The organism is Gordonia sp. NB41Y, from assembly GCF_030718915.1.
In the GTDB taxonomy this organism is placed as follows: domain Bacteria; phylum Actinomycetota; class Actinomycetes; order Mycobacteriales; family Mycobacteriaceae; genus Gordonia; species Gordonia desulfuricans.
The window spans coordinates 4520077-4534784 of sequence record NZ_CP132196.1 but is presented as its reverse complement, the minus strand read 5'-3'; the positions used below and the strand labels follow the sequence as shown (position 1 = coordinate 4534784).

At 68.6% G+C, this 14708-nt stretch carries 17 protein-coding genes and 1 pseudogene; 5 read left to right on the top strand and 13 right to left on the bottom strand.

Annotated elements, in window-relative coordinates:
• Nucleotides 1–44: 44 nt before the first annotated feature.
• Complete coding sequence (locus tag Q9K23_RS19500; protein WP_053777897.1) at nucleotides 45–602, bottom strand: TetR family transcriptional regulator; 558 nt, start codon at nucleotides 600–602, stop codon at nucleotides 45–47.
• Nucleotides 603–748: 146 nt separating this feature from the next.
• On the opposite strand from Q9K23_RS19500, the gene Q9K23_RS19495 reads away from it, so the two are divergent.
• Nucleotides 749–1645, top strand: coding sequence for an SDR family oxidoreductase (locus tag Q9K23_RS19495; protein ID WP_053777898.1), 897 nt, complete (start codon nucleotides 749–751; stop codon nucleotides 1643–1645).
• A gap of 53 nt (nucleotides 1646–1698) precedes the next feature.
• Here the strand turns inward: Q9K23_RS19495 and Q9K23_RS19490 are convergent, their stop codons facing one another.
• From Q9K23_RS19490 to Q9K23_RS19480, 3 genes are all read right to left on the bottom strand, one after another.
• Complete coding sequence (locus Q9K23_RS19490) at nucleotides 1699–2094, bottom strand: hemophore-related protein (protein WP_244882454.1); 396 nt, start codon at nucleotides 2092–2094, stop codon at nucleotides 1699–1701.
• A 290-nt stretch (nucleotides 2095–2384) separates the two neighbouring features.
• Complete coding sequence (locus Q9K23_RS19485) at nucleotides 2385–3194, bottom strand: thioesterase family protein (protein ID WP_053777900.1); 810 nt, start codon at nucleotides 3192–3194, stop codon at nucleotides 2385–2387.
• Complete coding sequence (locus tag Q9K23_RS19480) at nucleotides 3191–3457, bottom strand: hypothetical protein (protein WP_020791089.1); 267 nt, start codon at nucleotides 3455–3457, stop codon at nucleotides 3191–3193. Before Q9K23_RS19480 ends, Q9K23_RS19485 begins: the two co-directional genes overlap by 4 nt.
• Nucleotides 3458–3605: 148 nt before the next feature.
• Between Q9K23_RS19480 and Q9K23_RS19475 the strand changes: the two genes are divergently transcribed.
• Nucleotides 3606–4061 (top strand): SRPBCC family protein, encoded by a 456-nt coding sequence (locus Q9K23_RS19475; protein ID WP_020791081.1) that lies wholly within the window; start codon nucleotides 3606–3608, stop codon nucleotides 4059–4061.
• Between the two features lie 94 nt (nucleotides 4062–4155).
• On the opposite strand, the gene Q9K23_RS19470 is transcribed toward Q9K23_RS19475, so the two are convergent.
• The 4 genes from Q9K23_RS19470 to rplN are packed head-to-tail and all read right to left on the bottom strand — an operon-like array spanning nucleotide 4156 to nucleotide 5610.
• Nucleotides 4156–4341 (bottom strand): type Z 30S ribosomal protein S14, encoded by a 186-nt coding sequence (locus Q9K23_RS19470; RefSeq protein ID WP_020791084.1) that lies wholly within the window; start codon nucleotides 4339–4341, stop codon nucleotides 4156–4158.
• Between the two features lies 1 nt (nucleotide 4342).
• Nucleotides 4343–4921: a 50S ribosomal protein L5 gene (gene rplE, locus Q9K23_RS19465; RefSeq protein WP_020791088.1), complete on the bottom strand. Its 579-nt coding sequence runs from the start codon at nucleotides 4919–4921 to the stop codon at nucleotides 4343–4345.
• Nucleotide 4922: 1 nt separating this feature from the next.
• Nucleotides 4923–5240, bottom strand: a complete 318-nt coding sequence (gene rplX / locus Q9K23_RS19460; protein WP_020791091.1) for a 50S ribosomal protein L24 — start codon at nucleotides 5238–5240, stop codon at nucleotides 4923–4925.
• Nucleotide 5241: 1 nt separating this feature from the next.
• Complete coding sequence (rplN, locus tag Q9K23_RS19455; RefSeq protein ID WP_053777901.1) at nucleotides 5242–5610, bottom strand: 50S ribosomal protein L14; 369 nt, start codon at nucleotides 5608–5610, stop codon at nucleotides 5242–5244.
• 629 nt (nucleotides 5611–6239) lie between these two features.
• Between rplN and Q9K23_RS19450 the strand changes: the two are divergent.
• Nucleotides 6240–7207: pseudogene (locus Q9K23_RS19450) on the top strand (enoyl-CoA hydratase/isomerase family protein).
• Between the two features lie 206 nt (nucleotides 7208–7413).
• On the opposite strand, the gene Q9K23_RS19445 reads toward Q9K23_RS19450, so the two are convergent.
• Nucleotides 7414–8817: an amidohydrolase family protein gene (locus tag Q9K23_RS19445; protein ID WP_053777902.1), complete on the bottom strand. Its 1404-nt coding sequence runs from the start codon at nucleotides 8815–8817 to the stop codon at nucleotides 7414–7416.
• Between the two features lie 48 nt (nucleotides 8818–8865).
• Between Q9K23_RS19445 and Q9K23_RS19440 the strand changes: the two genes are divergently transcribed.
• Nucleotides 8866–10149: a CoA transferase gene (locus tag Q9K23_RS19440; RefSeq protein WP_059035348.1), complete on the top strand. Its 1284-nt coding sequence runs from the start codon at nucleotides 8866–8868 to the stop codon at nucleotides 10147–10149.
• Here Q9K23_RS19440 and Q9K23_RS19435 read toward each other — a convergent pair.
• The 4 genes from Q9K23_RS19435 to Q9K23_RS19420 all read right to left on the bottom strand — a co-directional run bounded on the left by Q9K23_RS19435 (nucleotide 10127) and on the right by Q9K23_RS19420 (nucleotide 13702).
• On the bottom strand, nucleotides 10127–10558 hold the full coding sequence (locus Q9K23_RS19435) for a LuxR C-terminal-related transcriptional regulator (RefSeq protein WP_244882452.1): 432 nt from the start codon (nucleotides 10556–10558) through the stop codon (nucleotides 10127–10129). The genes Q9K23_RS19440 and Q9K23_RS19435 overlap by 23 nt on opposite strands.
• A 131-nt stretch (nucleotides 10559–10689) precedes the next feature.
• Nucleotides 10690–11808 (bottom strand): hypothetical protein, encoded by a 1119-nt coding sequence (locus tag Q9K23_RS19430; RefSeq protein ID WP_053777905.1) that lies wholly within the window; start codon nucleotides 11806–11808, stop codon nucleotides 10690–10692.
• Nucleotides 11805–13007: an ATP-binding protein gene (locus Q9K23_RS19425; RefSeq protein ID WP_053777906.1), complete on the bottom strand. Its 1203-nt coding sequence runs from the start codon at nucleotides 13005–13007 to the stop codon at nucleotides 11805–11807. Before Q9K23_RS19425 ends, Q9K23_RS19430 begins: the two co-directional genes overlap by 4 nt.
• Complete coding sequence (locus Q9K23_RS19420) at nucleotides 12998–13702, bottom strand: response regulator transcription factor (RefSeq protein ID WP_261978008.1); 705 nt, start codon at nucleotides 13700–13702, stop codon at nucleotides 12998–13000. Before Q9K23_RS19420 ends, Q9K23_RS19425 begins: the two co-directional genes overlap by 10 nt.
• Nucleotides 13703–13907: 205 nt before the next feature.
• Between Q9K23_RS19420 and Q9K23_RS19415 the strand changes: the two genes are divergently transcribed.
• Nucleotides 13908–14660: an acetoacetate decarboxylase family protein gene (locus tag Q9K23_RS19415; protein ID WP_020793526.1), complete on the top strand. Its 753-nt coding sequence runs from the start codon at nucleotides 13908–13910 to the stop codon at nucleotides 14658–14660.
• The last annotated feature ends 48 nt before the right edge of the window (nucleotides 14661–14708 follow it).

Genomic DNA, 14708 nt, shown 5'->3' with positions numbered 1-14708 from the left:
ATCGAGGGGACGCGCGCCTGTCAGCACGCCGCGCGCACCTTGTCTCACATCGCAGACCGCAGGTCCGCGACGGCGTCCTCGACATAGGTGCCGAGCGACCGCACAGCACCCGCGGACACCCACTGTGCAAAGGCGACCTTGAAGACCGCCACCCCGACCTCGGCGATCACGGCGGCAGGCCCCGCGGGCGTTCCCCGCTCCTCCAGACGTGCCGCCACGGCGTCGGCGAGCATGTCGAGCTTGCGCAGTTCCCGCTCGCGCAGGCTGCCACTGGCGTCGATCACGGCAGCACGCCGCAGCGCGTAATCGACACGTCCATCGAAGAAGTCGGCCGTCGCGGCGAATGCGGTGGCCACCACCTCGATCCCCGGTAGACCCCGCGGGCATGAGTCCATCGCCGCGAGCACCACGCCCTGCAGGGTGTTGCTCCCGTCGAACAACACTTCACGCTTGTCGGCGAAGTGCCGGAAGAAGGTGCGCTCGGTGACCCCGGCCCGCGTGGCGATGTCACCGGCGGTCGTCTGATCGAAACCTCGCTCGGCGAACAGCTCGACGGCCGCGCTCGCCATGCGGGTGCGCGTGTCCGGCTCCCAACGTCCCATGGACGAATAATAGGTGATGACAGTTTCTGACATCGGTGCTACCGTCGATGATGTCAGAAACTGACATCGCAGCATCGCTGCGCTGCCGATCGATCACCGACGATCGCAGCACCAATCCTGTTCCCGTTCCCACAGAGGAGTCACCAATGCGCGTATTCGTCACCGGCGCCACCGGCTGGGTCGGCTCGGCCGTCGTTCCAGAACTCGTCGATGCGGGCCATGACGTGGTCGGACTCGCCCGATCCGACGCCGGCGTCCGGGCACTGACCGCCACCGGCGCACAGGCCGTGCGCGGCAGTCTCGCCGATCTCGATGTGCTCCGGCATGCCGCGGCCTCCGCCGACGGTGTCGTCCATCTCGCCTTCATCCACGACTTCACCCGGATGGCCACCTCGATCGAGACCGACCTGGCCGTCCTGCACATGTTCTGCGACACGCTGGCCGGCAGCGACCGACCGTTGCTGTTCGCGTCGGGTATCCCGTTGCTGGGCGGATCGAAGATCGCCACCGAACTCGACACCAGCGCGGCAAGCCCCCGTGGAAGCGTCGAGGCACAGATCCTGCCCGCCGCCGAACGCGGAGTCCGGACGGCGGCGTTACGCTTCGCCCCCACCGTGCACGGCACGGGCGATCACGGATTCGTCGCCCAACTCACCGACGTCGCACGCCAGGCCGGCCATTCCGGATATGTGGGTACCGGCGAGAACCGTTGGCCTGCAGTGCATCGCAGCGATGTCGCGACCATGACCCGGCTGGCGCTGGAGAAGGCACCGGCCGGGTCGGTCATACAGGCCGTCGGCGAGGAGGGCATACCCACCCGGACCATCGCCGAGGCGATCGGCCATAGCATCGGCGTCCCCAGCCGCTCGGTCACCGCCGAACACGCCACCGAACAAGCCGGATTCATCGGCACACTGTTCGGCGCGGACCTACCCGCGTCGAGTGCACGGACGCAGGACCTGCTCGGCTGGACCCCGGTGGGACGCACCCTGATCGAGGACATCGAGGCCGGCGCGTACACCGACACCGCACACGTCGGTTGAGTCCGGTCCGGTGGTTCGGAGTCCGCACGACCTGAATGTCCCGCCGCAGGATGTCAGTACCTGCTGCAGGTGTGCAGTGCCTTCTCGACGGCCTGGTGTGTGGCCTTTCGCTGCTGCGCACCGGCACCACGATCGTGTCGGAACCCGACCACCGCCGACCGGTTCGGATGGTCATGACGCTCCTTGTCCCGCAGCTCCTTTCGTTGCGCGGGAGACAACAGGAGCATCTCCTCGAAGTGCTTCTTGAGCTTCGGATGAGAGTTGATCTGCTGCCACAGATGCGGATCCTGCGCCGAGAGCGCCTTTTCCACCTGCCCCACCGTGCAGGATGTTCCGTAGGCGTGATGCGGCGCCGGTGGAGTCGTGGGGGCGGCACCGGCGATACCGGTGCCCCCGATCGCACCTGCGATCGCCAGTCCGGCGACGGCGACCGTCAGCCGCCGCCTCACACTTCGCGAACTCTTCGACATTCTCGACCTCTTCCCGTACTCGTTCCCGGCCGGCGCCGGCGACTCACACACAACCGCGAAAACCTATGTGCAGCCTGAGGATCAGCCGTGAGAACACTCCAGTAAGTCTGGGTACAAGCAACGGTCAAGAACTGGTCAACCCGGATCACGACCGAGCCGGGGCAATCGCGTGGATCGTCGGCTCTCGCCGTCACAGCGGCGGGGCGACAGAGGATCGGCGGCGATGACGCAGCGGCGACGCCGGCCTGCGAGCGAGAGCGCGCGACCGCTCAGGCGAAGATCGCGACCGTCTGGGTTCCGGTCATCACCAGGCGCCCCTGCACATCCCACGCCTCCATCGACTGATAGGAGTAGCCGCCTCGTGACACGATGCTCGACGAGCGCAGCAAGAACCACCCGGCGGCATCGGCGATCTCGTCGCAGACGTCGATCGACCACAGCACCGTACTGATCGGCGCCACATCCGAGAACGCGGTCATCGCCGCGGGCGGGAGACTGTCGCCGAGTGCGACGAGCGCGACCGACGGGTCCACCCCCGAGGCGTCGCGGTGGCGTACCCACCAGATGATCTCGGGGACTTCGGTACCTGTCACCGGCATCGCGCCACCGGCCACGCGGCGTTCGAAGTTGCCGGCGAACGACGGCTGCATCGACGACGATCCGTCGAGGCCAGGGCAGTCATCGGGGCCGGCGACGTCGGGCCGCGCGATCCGATCGTGCTCGACGGCGCTGTCGCGCGGAGCGGAGAAGATCAGGGTCGCGTGTGCAGCAATCGAATCGCCACTGCGCGTCTCGACCCCCACACTCGTCACCGATCGACCCTCGCGTAGACGGCGCGCACTCACGGTCATCGAGGAGGCGGCGGGCGCCGTGAACGCGAACTGCGCGGCACGCAGCTGGGGGAGCACGACTCCGTCGGTTCGCTGGGCAGCCGCGACCGCGAGCGCCGCGGTGAGGCCCCCGTAGGCCGTGCGCCCCTGGGTCCATCCCAGCGGGATCGCGAACTCGGCGTCCGGATGGAAGTCCGCAAGGGCCTCGGCCAATGACACCCTGGGCACTCCGCTCTCGATAACCGTCATGCGGCCATACTATGCAGCCCGTCATAGTCCGGCGACAACGGGGCGCCGACACCCACCCGTCGCCGTACCCTCCCCCACCACCAGGTGTCGCAATCTGCCGGCCCGAGCACGATGGTGTGCGAATGCTGTTCCAACTGCCGGTGATCGACTTCCCGCTCGACACCCACCTCGATCGGATCCGCGCTCCCCTCGGCATCGCAAGCCTGCCGATCGGTCGTGACCGTGACCGAGACCGACACCGACACCGACACCGACACCGACACGATTGCATCGGCCAACCAGTTGACAGCGAATGTCTTTGTTACACAAAATAATCAACCTGCCCATCGGCAACCGACTAGCGTAGCGTGGGCTTCGCACCATGTCACAGCAACCCGCACTGTCATCGATTCGCATCCGAGGCGATTCATCATGCTCGAAGCCGGCTCCACCGTCACCATCGCACACCCCGTCGACGTCGTCTGGGAGTACTGCATCCAGCCCGACCACGTCATGCACTTCACCCCCGGCACCATCGAACTCCGCTCCCTGACCGACGGACCGGTCGCAGTCGGCACGAAATGGGAGGGCACCACCCGCATTCTCGGCCGCACGATGAAATGGAAGGGCGAGTACGTCCGCGTCGACGCCGACAAGGGAAGCGAGTTCCGCTCCACCGAGTCGCCCTTCCGGTTCACCATCACCACGGAGGTCACCGAGACCTCGGCCGGCACCGAGTTCAGTTATCACGTGCTCAGCGAGCAGGGCCTCGGCGGCATCTTCGGCAAGATGGCCGATCCGATCGTCGTCCGCGCCTATCAGCGCTCGCTGAACGCATCGGTCGCCGACATCCCCGACCTCATCGACGACTGGCTGACCGAGCACTGAATCACTGCCGGACACCGAAAGCACGATCGGCCCCACCTCCGAGGGAGGTGGGGCCGATCGCACAGATCAGTGTGCCGCTAGACGCGGCGCGAAGTCACCAGCTGGACTTCTGCACGCCCGGGAGCTCACCGGCGTGCGCCATCTCACGAAGGCACACACGGCACAGGCCGAACTTGCGGTACACCGAGTGGGGGCGACCGCACTTGTTGCACCGGGTGTAGCCCCGCACGGCGAACTTGGGCTTCTTGTTGGCCTTGTTGACCAGAGCCTTCTTTGCCATGTCAGTTGTCCTTGCTGTTGTTGTCCTTGAACGGGAAGCCCAGGTGACGCAGCAGCGCCCGGCCTTCGTCGTCCGTGGTGGCAGAGGTCACGACAGTGATGTCCATACCGCGCGGCCGGTCGATGTTGTCGATGTTGATCTCGTGGAACATCGACTGCTCGTTCAGGCCGAAGGTGTAGTTGCCATTGCCGTCGAACTGACGGTCGCTCAGGCCACGGAAGTCGCGAATACGCGGCAGGGCGATCGACACGAGGCGGTCGAGGAACTCCCACATGCGGTCGCCACGCAGGGTGACGCGGGCGCCGATCGGCATGCCCTCACGCAGCTTGAACTGTGCGATGGACTTGCGGGCGCGACGGATCTCGGGCTTCTGGCCGGTGATCAGGGCGAGGTCGGCGACCGCACCGTTGATCAGCTTGGCGTCACGGGCGGCGTCGCCGACACCCATGTTCACGACGACCTTGACGACGCCCGGGATCTGCATCACGTTGGCGTAGTCGAACTCGGTGTTCAGCGCGTCCTTGATCTCGGCGCGGTAGCGAGTCTTCAGCCGGGGCTGAACCTTTTCGGTACTGGTCATGTCAGATGTCCTTCCCGGTCTTGCGCGAGATACGGACCTTCTTGCCGGTCTCCTCGTCGACGCGGTAGCCGACGCGAGTGGGGTTGCCCTCGGAATCGACGACCATCACGTTCGAGACGTGGATGGAGGCCTCCTGGGTCACGATGCCGCCCGAGGATGCGCCACGCTCGTTGGCCGAGGCAGCGGTGTGCTTCTTGATGCGGTTGACGCCCTCGACCAGAACACGCTCTTCCTTCGGGAAGGCCTGGATGACCTTGCCCTTGGCGCCCTTGTCCTTGCCCGAGATGACGATCACGGTGTCACCCTTGTGCACCTTCATGTCAGATCACCTCCGGTGCCAGCGACACGATCTTCATGAACTTCTTCTCACGCAGCTCACGGCCGACCGGGCCGAAGATGCGGGTACCGCGGGGATCGCTCTCACCCTTGAGGATGACGGCAGCGTTCTCGTCGAAGCGGATGTAGCTTCCGTCCGGGCGGCGGCGCTCCTTGGTGGTGCGCACGACGACGGCCTTGACGACCTCGCCCTTCTTCACGTTGCCGCCAGGGATCGCGTCCTTGACGGTGGCGACGATGACGTCACCAATGCTGGCGTAGCGCCGAGACGAGCCGCCCAGCACGCGGATGCAAAGGATTTCCTTTGCCCCGGTGTTGTCGGCGACCCGCAGGCGAGACTCCTGCTGAATCACTCGATTCTCTCCTTGACCTGGATGTCGTCGATGCGCCGGACCGCTTGCACGATCCACCGCATCTGTGCGCCGGATTTCCGACCCAGGCGCACACGGTCTGTTGCCACCGAGCACACGCCTGCCTTGGACTTTCCGCAGGTAGCGGGCCATCCCAGTGGGTTCGTGTGCCGATTCGCAGTACTCGCGTACCGCAGGCAACCCGTCAAGTGTAGGGGAAACCGCAGGTCGGAACCAAATCCAGGTCCGACGGCCGGTATCCGAGCGCTCCGAAGATGATCTCTCACCGCCGATGAGAATCCAATTCTCGTCAGGTTCGAACCGTGTTCGCGGTCGACCGCCCGTGACTCGCAGCATGAAAGAGCGCCACGATCGGCGTGGACGGCCGGCGACGACCGCCGCGGTCGGCGTGACCTCCTCGAGGAGGCTCCACACCGAGGACTGCCCTGTCCCGCGGGGTAGATCGCTCCCACGACGTCCCACCGCGGCTGTGCGCGTCCATGCCGTGCCTCGACGTCGGCAGGCCCTTGGCCGACGTTTGCGCCACACTGCCGTCGATCTGCAGATCACCCTCGTGCGTCCGACTACCATCCGGACATGACCTTGTCTCCCGGACGGGACCGGTGCCGGGCATGATCCACGTCGTCGACGCACATTCACCCCCCGATCCGGAGTTGCCGCCGGTCACGTCACTGGCACCACCGATCGTGGCGGTCATCACCGACACCGACCGGCCGCCCTCGCCGTACTGGCTCGGTCTGGCGTCTTTCACGCTCACCGAATCGCCCACCGATGACCCCCGTTGTGTTCGGGTGGACTCCATCGACGACTCCCTCGCCGTGATCGAATCCGGCTGTACCCGGATGCCGATCACCGCGGCGACCACCGCGGACGTGTTCCGGGTGGTCAACACCGACGGTGATGTCCGGCCGGCGCTGGTGACGGAGTCGTTGGCGTATTCCACGCTGCAGTCCGGCCCCGAGTTCGCGCAGTGGATGGCCGAGCGCGGACCGACCCGGATCGCCACCGACCCTGAGGAACCCGTCGTCTATGAGCGGGACGGCGATGCACTGCGCATCCTGTTCAACCGCCCGTACCGCCACAACGCCTTCACCGACGCCATGCGTATCCGGCTACTGGAGGCGCTCACCGTCGCACAACTCGACACCTCGATCACCGACGTCGAGATCCGGGGCGCCGGGCGATCGTTTTGCAGCGGTGGCGATCTGGCCGAGTCGGCGCCTTCGAGAATCCGGCAGCGTCTCACCTCGCCCGGACACGACACAGTCCGGCACTCGCGCTCGACGCCCTCCGCGGGCGCCTCGGCTCCCGCTGCCGCGCCATCGTGCACGGCCAGGTCCTCGGCAGCGGCCTGGAGATGGCGGCCTACTGCGGACGCGTGACCGCCCACCGGGATGCACGGCTCGGGCTTCCCGAACTCAGTGTCGGACTGGTCCCCGGCGCGGGTGGAACGTACAGCATCTCCCGACGGATCGGCCGTTGGCGCAGCGCCTACCTGGTACTGTCCGGCCACTCCATCGATGCGTCGACGGCGTTGGAGTGGGGTCTCGTGGATGATGTGGTCGACGATGCGGGCTGAGCCCCGTGCCGACCGGAGACATCGTTCTCCTCGCTGATCGTGCCTACGTCACCGGTGTGGGCATCTCGCTCGCCGGGTGAACGCCCGATGACGTCAGTGGTGAACCGCCGGAAGTGCCCTGCGGTCAGCCTGACCTGCAGGCACTGTGCTCAACCGACAGCGGACTCAACCGACGCCGGGTGACGCCGACGAGGGGTGATCCCGACTCAACGAGTCGCTGTCACCCGATCCACCCGGACGTCCCCGGGCGCGGCGACGACATCGGCCCACGGGCGATCGAGGATCAGCAGGTCACCCGGATCGCCGACCTGTACGCGCCGCGGCGGACCGTCGGGCCGGGCGGCGGGGGTGCAGTGTGCGGCGACGGCCTGCGCGACGCCGATCCGCTCACCGGTGTCGCCGACGACCCGTCCGCTCGCGGTCCGGCGTTCGGTGGCCGCGGCGATCGTCTGCCATGGGTCGAGCGGGCCATAGGGTGCATCACTGCTGAGGGCCACGGGCACCCCGGCACGGATCAGTGACCCGCAGCGGTAGAGATCTGCGTGCTCGGCTTGCGGTGTGCCGTCGAGGAAGTCGTCTCCGCGATGCGGGAGGAAGCCGGGCTGGGTGACGACGACGACTCCGAGTCGCGCCAGCAGTTCGCCGCCTTCCGCGGGCACCATGCCTGCGTGCTCGATGCGGTCTCCCGGCCTGACCCCGGCGATCTCCCAGGCGGCGAGCAGCAGCGCGAAGGCGACACGACTGACGCAGTGCACCGCGACCGACCGATGGTCGGCGTGTGCCGCGGCGATCCGTGCGACCAGATCGTCGAGGTCGGGGAGGTCCGAGTCGGCGATGACGATCTTGTACGGCCCCACCGTGATCCGCGGATGATCCAGCCGGCGCCCGACGGGAACCCCGAGCAGGTGCAGCCGGCCGGTCACCAGCCCGTCGTCGACCGCCCGGATCAGCGCACCGAGCCTGTGCTCGTCGAGATCTGGAGTGGCATCGGTGGATTCGACGATCCCGAGGTCGTGCAGGCGCCGTCCGACATCGGTGAGATCCGGTGGCCCCGACCGCGGGAGCCGCCATCGCAGCCAGTCGTCGGCGCGCCACACGCGGCCGGTGGGTAGACCCTCGGCGTCCACCTCCACCCCGGGATGGCTGCCCGCGACGATCCCGGCGGCGCGCAGCGCGGCGGTGTTGAGCATCCACAGCGCTCCGCTGCGGTGCTGGATCCGAACCGGCCGGCCCGGTTCGATCCGGTCGAGTTCGGTGGTCGTGAGGTCACCAGCCACCGATTCGACGTATCCCACACCCCGCACCCATCCGTCGGGTCCCGCAGGGGCGGTGTGCAGCGCGGTGGCCAGCGCGGTGCGGTCGGTGACCGTGGGCGGGCCGCAGTGCACCGACGTCGACACCGCCGCCATCGCATGCAGATGCAGGTGGTGGTCGGTGAAGGCGGGGATCACCGCGGCTCCGGCCGCATCGACGACCTCGTCACCGGGCCTTCGTATCCCGGCGCCGACGGCGTCGATGACCCGGTCGCCGCCCGGTGCGCGTGCGATCCGGATGTCGAGCGTGGCGGAGCGCCCGAGGTCGGCCCGCTCGATCACCACACCCGCATCCATCCGGTCAACCTACCGGTAGCGTGATCGGCGACGGCGAAGGAGACCTCGATGACCGGTGACCGGTGGGAACAGTCCGGCCTGGCCTTCCTCACCGGCGATCCCGACGGCCCGCCCGATCACAGCTGCGCCCCACTGCTCGATCGCGCCCAGGCCAACCTCGACCGTTTCCGCACGCTCACCGGCGTGCGCGCATCGCACCCCGACGCCGCCGAATTCCTCAGCGGCCGAGCCGCACTCACCGGTTTCCGGCGCGGCGGCCGGATCTCGGCGGGTGGCGCCGCCCGTCTGATCGCCGCCCGCGACACGTGGTGTGCGCTGTCGCTCCCCCGCCCCGACGACGTCGATCTGATCCCGGCACTTCTCCGGCATCCCCTCGAGAACACCGATGTCTGGCCTCATGTGGAGGCCGCGGTCGCCGAGTCAGACGCCGCCGAGTTCGTGGCGCGAGCACGACTGCTCGGACTGGCCGCGGCGGTTCTCGGTGAGGTCACCCCGGCCCCGACCCCCATCCGATCCCGCGGCACGACACGGGCGCACCGCCCGATGGGCGATCTCCTCGTGGCCGATCTCTCGTCGCTCTGGGCGGGACCGCTGTGCGGTCGGCTGCTCGCCGATGCCGGAGCGACGGTGGTGAAGGTGGAGGGCGTGACGCGCCCGGACGGTACGCGGCGCGGGAATCCGGAGTTCTTCACCTGGATGAACGGGCCGAAACTCACCTATGCGGCCGACTTCTCGCGAGATCCCGCCGCGGTGGCGCGGCTCCTGCAGGCCGCCGACGTCGTCATCGAGGCCTCACGCCCGCGGGCCCTGGCCCGGTATGGGCTCGACGCCGATGGTCTGGCGCCGCGTCCCGGTCAGGTGTGGCTGCGGATCACCGCACATGGAGCCGAGAACGAGGCGGCACAGTGGGTCGGCTTCGGCGACGACGCGGCGGTGGCCGGTGGGCTGGTCGGCCACACCCCGCGCGGCCCGGTGTTCTGTGCCGATGCGATCGCCGACCCGCTCACCGGGATCGAGTCGGCGCGGCTGGTGGCGGAGGCCCTCGACGGCGGTGGCGGGCGGCTGATCGACGTGGCGTTGTCGGCGGTGGCGGCACGTCACGCCGCCTGCGGAACGACCGGACCCGGTGCCGGGGCGCTCTCGCCCCGTCACGACCCCCGAACACAGAAGCCACCGATCCATGGCCCGCAGACAGAGCGACGGCCGGGTCTCGGTGAGACCCGGCCGTCTGTGCCGCTGGTCGGCGGTCACCCGATCCGTGCGGTCGGGGCCGACAACCCTGTGGTGGACGCGCTCGTCGACGAGCGGCTCACCAGTCCTCGAGGCGGGTGATCCCGTCCTGCAGCGCCCGCGCGAGCAGGTGCGTCTTGGTGGGGGCGGGACGCCCGACTGCGGTGTACTTGGCGCGGATGCGGGCCAGGTGGGTGCTGACCGTCGATGCCGCGATGAACAGCGCCTCGGCGGCTTCCTCCTTGGAGTCGGCTGCGAGCCACGCCATCAGCACCTCGACCTCGCGGCGCGAGAGCTTCGGTTTGCGCAGCGGCGGTGCCGTCGGCACGACCGGCTGCTGGCGCTCGACGCCCGGTGCGACGGGCCGCCCGGGGATGGGGCGCTCATAGTGGGGACGACGGTAGTCCGCGATGCGGGTCACCGGCTGGCGCATCGGCTGACGCGACTGGGGTAGGGCCCGTCCGGGCACACGTGCGGGGGAAACCGGGATATCGGTACTTGCGGTCGTCACCGTAAGTCCTCCTGTTCCGGTGGTCGCGGGGCCGACCACTCACCTTCTGACTGGGTTCGTCACAGGTTATTTTAAGGTGCCGCTCAGTCTTGCAACAGTCCCCTAAAGGGGGACCACACTTGCACCCTCAACTATTTTCGCACGTCAGCGGGGGTGTCCCCAGTTCTGGGGCCATCGCCGAGGCCGACCGTCGCCACAGAATGGTCCCTCAGGACGTGATAATCAACTCGTCTCTTGGTGTCCCCCTCACGGATGACGATCGTGGCGAACGGATCACGCCCCGGCGGGCTCACCCGGACGGTGACCGCCGCACCGGCGTCCAGACCGGACAGGATCTCCACCACCACCGCCCGGACACCGGCCAGCACCTCGGGACGCGCGGCGTCACCCGCGTCGTCGAGCAGGGTCACCGAGACGCCACGCTCGCGGGCCGCCCATACGGCATCCACCACGTCCGGGGCGTCGAGCGACGGGGCACGGATCCCGTCACGCAGGCGCCGCTCGAGCAGTCGGGCCCGGAGGGTGTCGGCCTCGGTCAGCACCTGCGACGACGCGATACGTTCGAGCAGGACGCGCGCCTGCTCGTCGAGCCGGGCCAGTTGTACGTCGCGTTCGGTGAGCGTGGCACGGGTGGCGGCCTCCTCGGTCACCTCCCGCAGCGTCTGGGCCCGCAACGCATAGATCTCGCGGGCGGCCGGGCGGATGATCGTCGCGAACAGCGTCGACATCAGCAACACCGCGATACCGGGGATCTCCGAACTCAGCCACGCCTGCGTCCCGGTGAGGAAGAGACCGGCCACCACCGACACCACGACCGAGGCGACGAATCCGATCCATGCGGCCAGCACCCGCCCGCGGACACACAGGAATGCCAGGGTGGCCGACACACATCCACTGACCACCCCGAACGCTATTGCCGGTGGCGGCTCGACCGAGATCATCACCAGCGGCACCGCCACCGACGGCAGTCCGGCGACGACGACGGTCGCGCCTACGGCGAGCGGATCCCGGGGCGCGAGCAGCAACACCACCGCCCCGAGCACCGAGAGCGCGAGACCGAGACCGAAGACCGGCCAGTCGAGAACCCCACCGCTGCCGTAACCGGAGGCCACGACCGCCGCGGTGGCGAACCAGACGATCACCCCGAACGCCACCGGCGACTGCATTCCGATGATCGTCGAGGCATCGTTGCGCGGGCGGCGCCACCGCCGTCCACATGCCTCGTCCGGGCCACCGGTCCCGGCGCTCACTCCCACACCTCCGCGGGCCGCTGCCACCAGACACCGACGGTCGTGCCGTCGCCGGGTTCGCTGCGCACCCGCGCCCCGCCCCCGGCCACCGATGCCATCCGCAGCCGGATGCTCACCTCTATTCCGAGGCGTTCGGGAGGGACCGCGGCGGGATCGAACCCGGCGCCGTCGTCGACGGCGCCGGCGCGGATGTGATCGGCACCGAGTTCGACGAACACCGCGCTCTGGGCTTCCGGGCCGCCGTGGCGGACGCTGTTGCGGACGGCTTCGGCGAGGGCCTCGCTGATGGCGGCCACCACCTCCACCGGGTAGCGGACCTCGCCGTCGGCGGGGAGGTCGGTGATCCGCACCGCGACCGCGTCGTCGACCGAGGCGACGGTGACACGCAGCCGGGCCGCCGCGTCGTCGCGGGACAGGTCGGTGATCTCGGGCGACTGTGCCAGATCGTCGAGCGTGTCGAGGGCGCGGCGGGCCTGGGCGGCCAGGCGGCAGTCGACGGTGCCGGGTTCTGCGGCCAGCAGGGTGGCGATCACATGGTCGTGCACCAGCGCGTCGAATCGTGCGCGTTCGATGTCCCGGGCGGCGGTCGCGGCGGTCGCCGATGCCGCGGCGAGTGCCGCCTCACGCGTCTGGTCGAGGGTGCGGCCGGTGCGCCGCACCATCGCGGCGGCGATCAGATAGACCGAGCTGTAGGCGATACCCCACAACGTCTGGGTCGCGGTGCCCCACCCGAGTTCGCCGTCACGCCCCAGTCCGGTCGAGACGGTCGACACCGAGATGCACACCACCAGGCTCGCCGCGCCGACCGGGAACGGACGCACCAGAACGGTGGCGAGGCTGGGCAGTCCGCCGAAGCTCATCAGCCACGACACCCGGTCGAGATCACGGGACACACCGTCCCAGGCGAGGAACCACAGGCCGCTTGCGATCAGATATCCGATGGTCGTGGACAAGGCGATCGCCGCGAGCAACCGCTGGTCGAGTCGATCACGAAAGCTGTAGGCGAACAACACGATCCCGGGTGTGAAGGCGATGATCGCGCCGACCGGGGTGAACCACGGTGCGACGAAGACCGCGGTGGTCGCGAACTCGCCGATCGACACCAGCAGATAGGCGATGAATCCGCCGCCGACGAACCGGGCCATCAGCCGCTGGATGCGCGCCTCTCGCCGCCCCACGGCCACCGAGGTCAGGGCCATCCGGTGTCCTGGGTCCCGTGCCGGCCGCGCTCCTCGACGCCGGACTGGTTGCGTTCGGGTACCGGGAGCCAGCCGTCCTCGATCGCCCGCTTGTACAGGTCGATCTTGGTGCGGGTCGGGCGTCCGGCGTCGGCGTACTTCTGGCGGATGCGTTTGAGGTATTCGTTGACGGTCTCGGCCGTCACCCCGAGGGCCTCCCCGACGCTTGCCGAGGTCTCCCCGGAGGCATACAGCGCGAGGACCCGCTGCAGCTGCGGACTCAGGTCGACCGCGGCGAGTTCCGGATCGCCGTCGATGGCGGCGGCCCATTCGGTGGTCAGCACCGCGGTGCCCTCTCCGGCTGCGCGGAGGGCCGCGCGGATCTCGTCTTCGGAGGCCGACTTCAGGACCACGCCGAGCGCACCGGCCTTGGCCGCCGAACGCAGCAGCGCCGGATGCTCACCGGAGGTGTAGACCACCGCCCCGATCCCCGCGTCGCGCAGCCGGTTGACGTTCTCGCGCGGGGTGGTGCCGTCGTCGAGACGCAGATCGAGGAGCACGATGTCGAGATTCGCGCCCCCGGCGAGCAGTTCGTCCACGGTCGCCGCGGCGCGTACGAGTTCGAGGTCGAGCTGGTCCTCGAGAATGCGTTCGACACCCCAGATCGGTGATCGATGGTCGTCGACCATCCCGATTCGTAGAACCCGTCCAGCCATGACACCACTTCCCGATCACCGACCATTCGCCCTGCTCCCTGTTGGGTATCACGGTGGTGCGACGAAGTCCTCAGCACACGGCCGAATCCGGGGTGAAATCGTTCGAATGGCGGTTTCGCGGGCCATGGATTCATCGATTCGGTAAAGCCACCCGGGCCAGAAATAGAACGTGTTCTAATAGTCCGGTGATTGCACAGGAGGCCCGATGAGCACCCCGGCCCGCCACGACGTCCTCGGCACCACCGTCACCATGCCGGTCGAGATCCGCGAGGCGCGATGCTTCGTCGCCGGGTTCACCGCCGATGCCGCCGCCATGCAGGCGGCGATCGACGCCGCCGGGACCGGTCGGCATCGCCCCACCCCGCTGCGCATCCGGCCCGGACGGGGGATGTGCATGCTCGTCTTCGTCGACTATGTCGACGGCGATCTCGGCCCGTACAACGAGTTCGGCGTGTGCTTCCTGGTGGACGACCCGGCAGCGCCGGCCTCACCGGTCACCGCACTGCGACGGCTCGTCGCCGGGAACGCCCGCGCCCTGATCCACCGGCTGCCCGTCGACGGCGAGTTCACCCTGGCCGCCGGCCGCGGTATCTGGGGATTCCCGAAGATCCTCGCCGACTTCGACGTCGACCACGACTCCCCCACCCGTCATGGCCGGGTGAGCCAGGACGGCAGCCTGATCGCCGATCTCACGGTCAAGCCCGGGTTGTCGGTGCCGTCGTCGGCGGCCGAGACCACCCTGCACGCCTACTCCCAGCTCGACGGCGTGCTGCGCAGCACGCCGTGGCGGCTGCGGTCGATCACCGGCACCCGCACCCGGATCGGCGGGGCGACGCTGACGCTCGGCGACCACGAGATCGCCGACGAACTGCGCACCCTGAAACTGGGGCGGCACGCACTGATGACCACCTCGGTACAACGTCTGGCGATGAGCTTCGACGACGCCGCCGTGGTGTGATGGCCTGACGGCATCGCCACCCCTACCTCCGTAGACTGGGCCCACACG

What these genes read in the sequence shown, in the direction of transcription:
- Q9K23_RS19500 (WP_053777897.1), bottom strand. Translation starts at nt 602, where the DNA reads ATGGGACGTTGGGAGCCGGACACGCGCACCCGCATGGCGAGCGCGGCC.
- Q9K23_RS19475 (WP_020791081.1), top strand. Translation starts at nt 3,606, where the DNA reads ATGCTCGAAGCCGGCTCCACCGTCACCATCGCACACCCCGTCGACGTC.
- Q9K23_RS19415 (WP_020793526.1), top strand. Translation starts at nt 13,908, where the DNA reads ATGAGCACCCCGGCCCGCCACGACGTCCTCGGCACCACCGTCACCATG.
- Q9K23_RS19495 (WP_053777898.1), top strand. Translation starts at nt 749, where the DNA reads ATGCGCGTATTCGTCACCGGCGCCACCGGCTGGGTCGGCTCGGCCGTC.
- rplX (WP_020791091.1), bottom strand. Translation starts at nt 5,240, where the DNA reads ATGAAGGTGCACAAGGGTGACACCGTGATCGTCATCTCGGGCAAGGAC.
- Q9K23_RS19470 (WP_020791084.1), bottom strand. Translation starts at nt 4,341, where the DNA reads ATGGCAAAGAAGGCTCTGGTCAACAAGGCCAACAAGAAGCCCAAGTTC.
- Q9K23_RS19425 (WP_053777906.1), bottom strand. Translation starts at nt 13,007, where the DNA reads ATGGCCCTGACCTCGGTGGCCGTGGGGCGGCGAGAGGCGCGCATCCAG.
- rplE (WP_020791088.1), bottom strand. Translation starts at nt 4,921, where the DNA reads ATGACCAGTACCGAAAAGGTTCAGCCCCGGCTGAAGACTCGCTACCGC.
- Q9K23_RS19485 (WP_053777900.1), bottom strand. Translation starts at nt 3,194, where the DNA reads ATGACGGTTATCGAGAGCGGAGTGCCCAGGGTGTCATTGGCCGAGGCC.
- Q9K23_RS19440 (WP_059035348.1), top strand. Translation starts at nt 8,866, where the DNA reads ATGACCGGTGACCGGTGGGAACAGTCCGGCCTGGCCTTCCTCACCGGC.
- Q9K23_RS19445 (WP_053777902.1), bottom strand. Translation starts at nt 8,817, where the DNA reads ATGGATGCGGGTGTGGTGATCGAGCGGGCCGACCTCGGGCGCTCCGCC.
- Q9K23_RS19420 (WP_261978008.1), bottom strand. Translation starts at nt 13,702, where the DNA reads ATGGCTGGACGGGTTCTACGAATCGGGATGGTCGACGACCATCGATCA.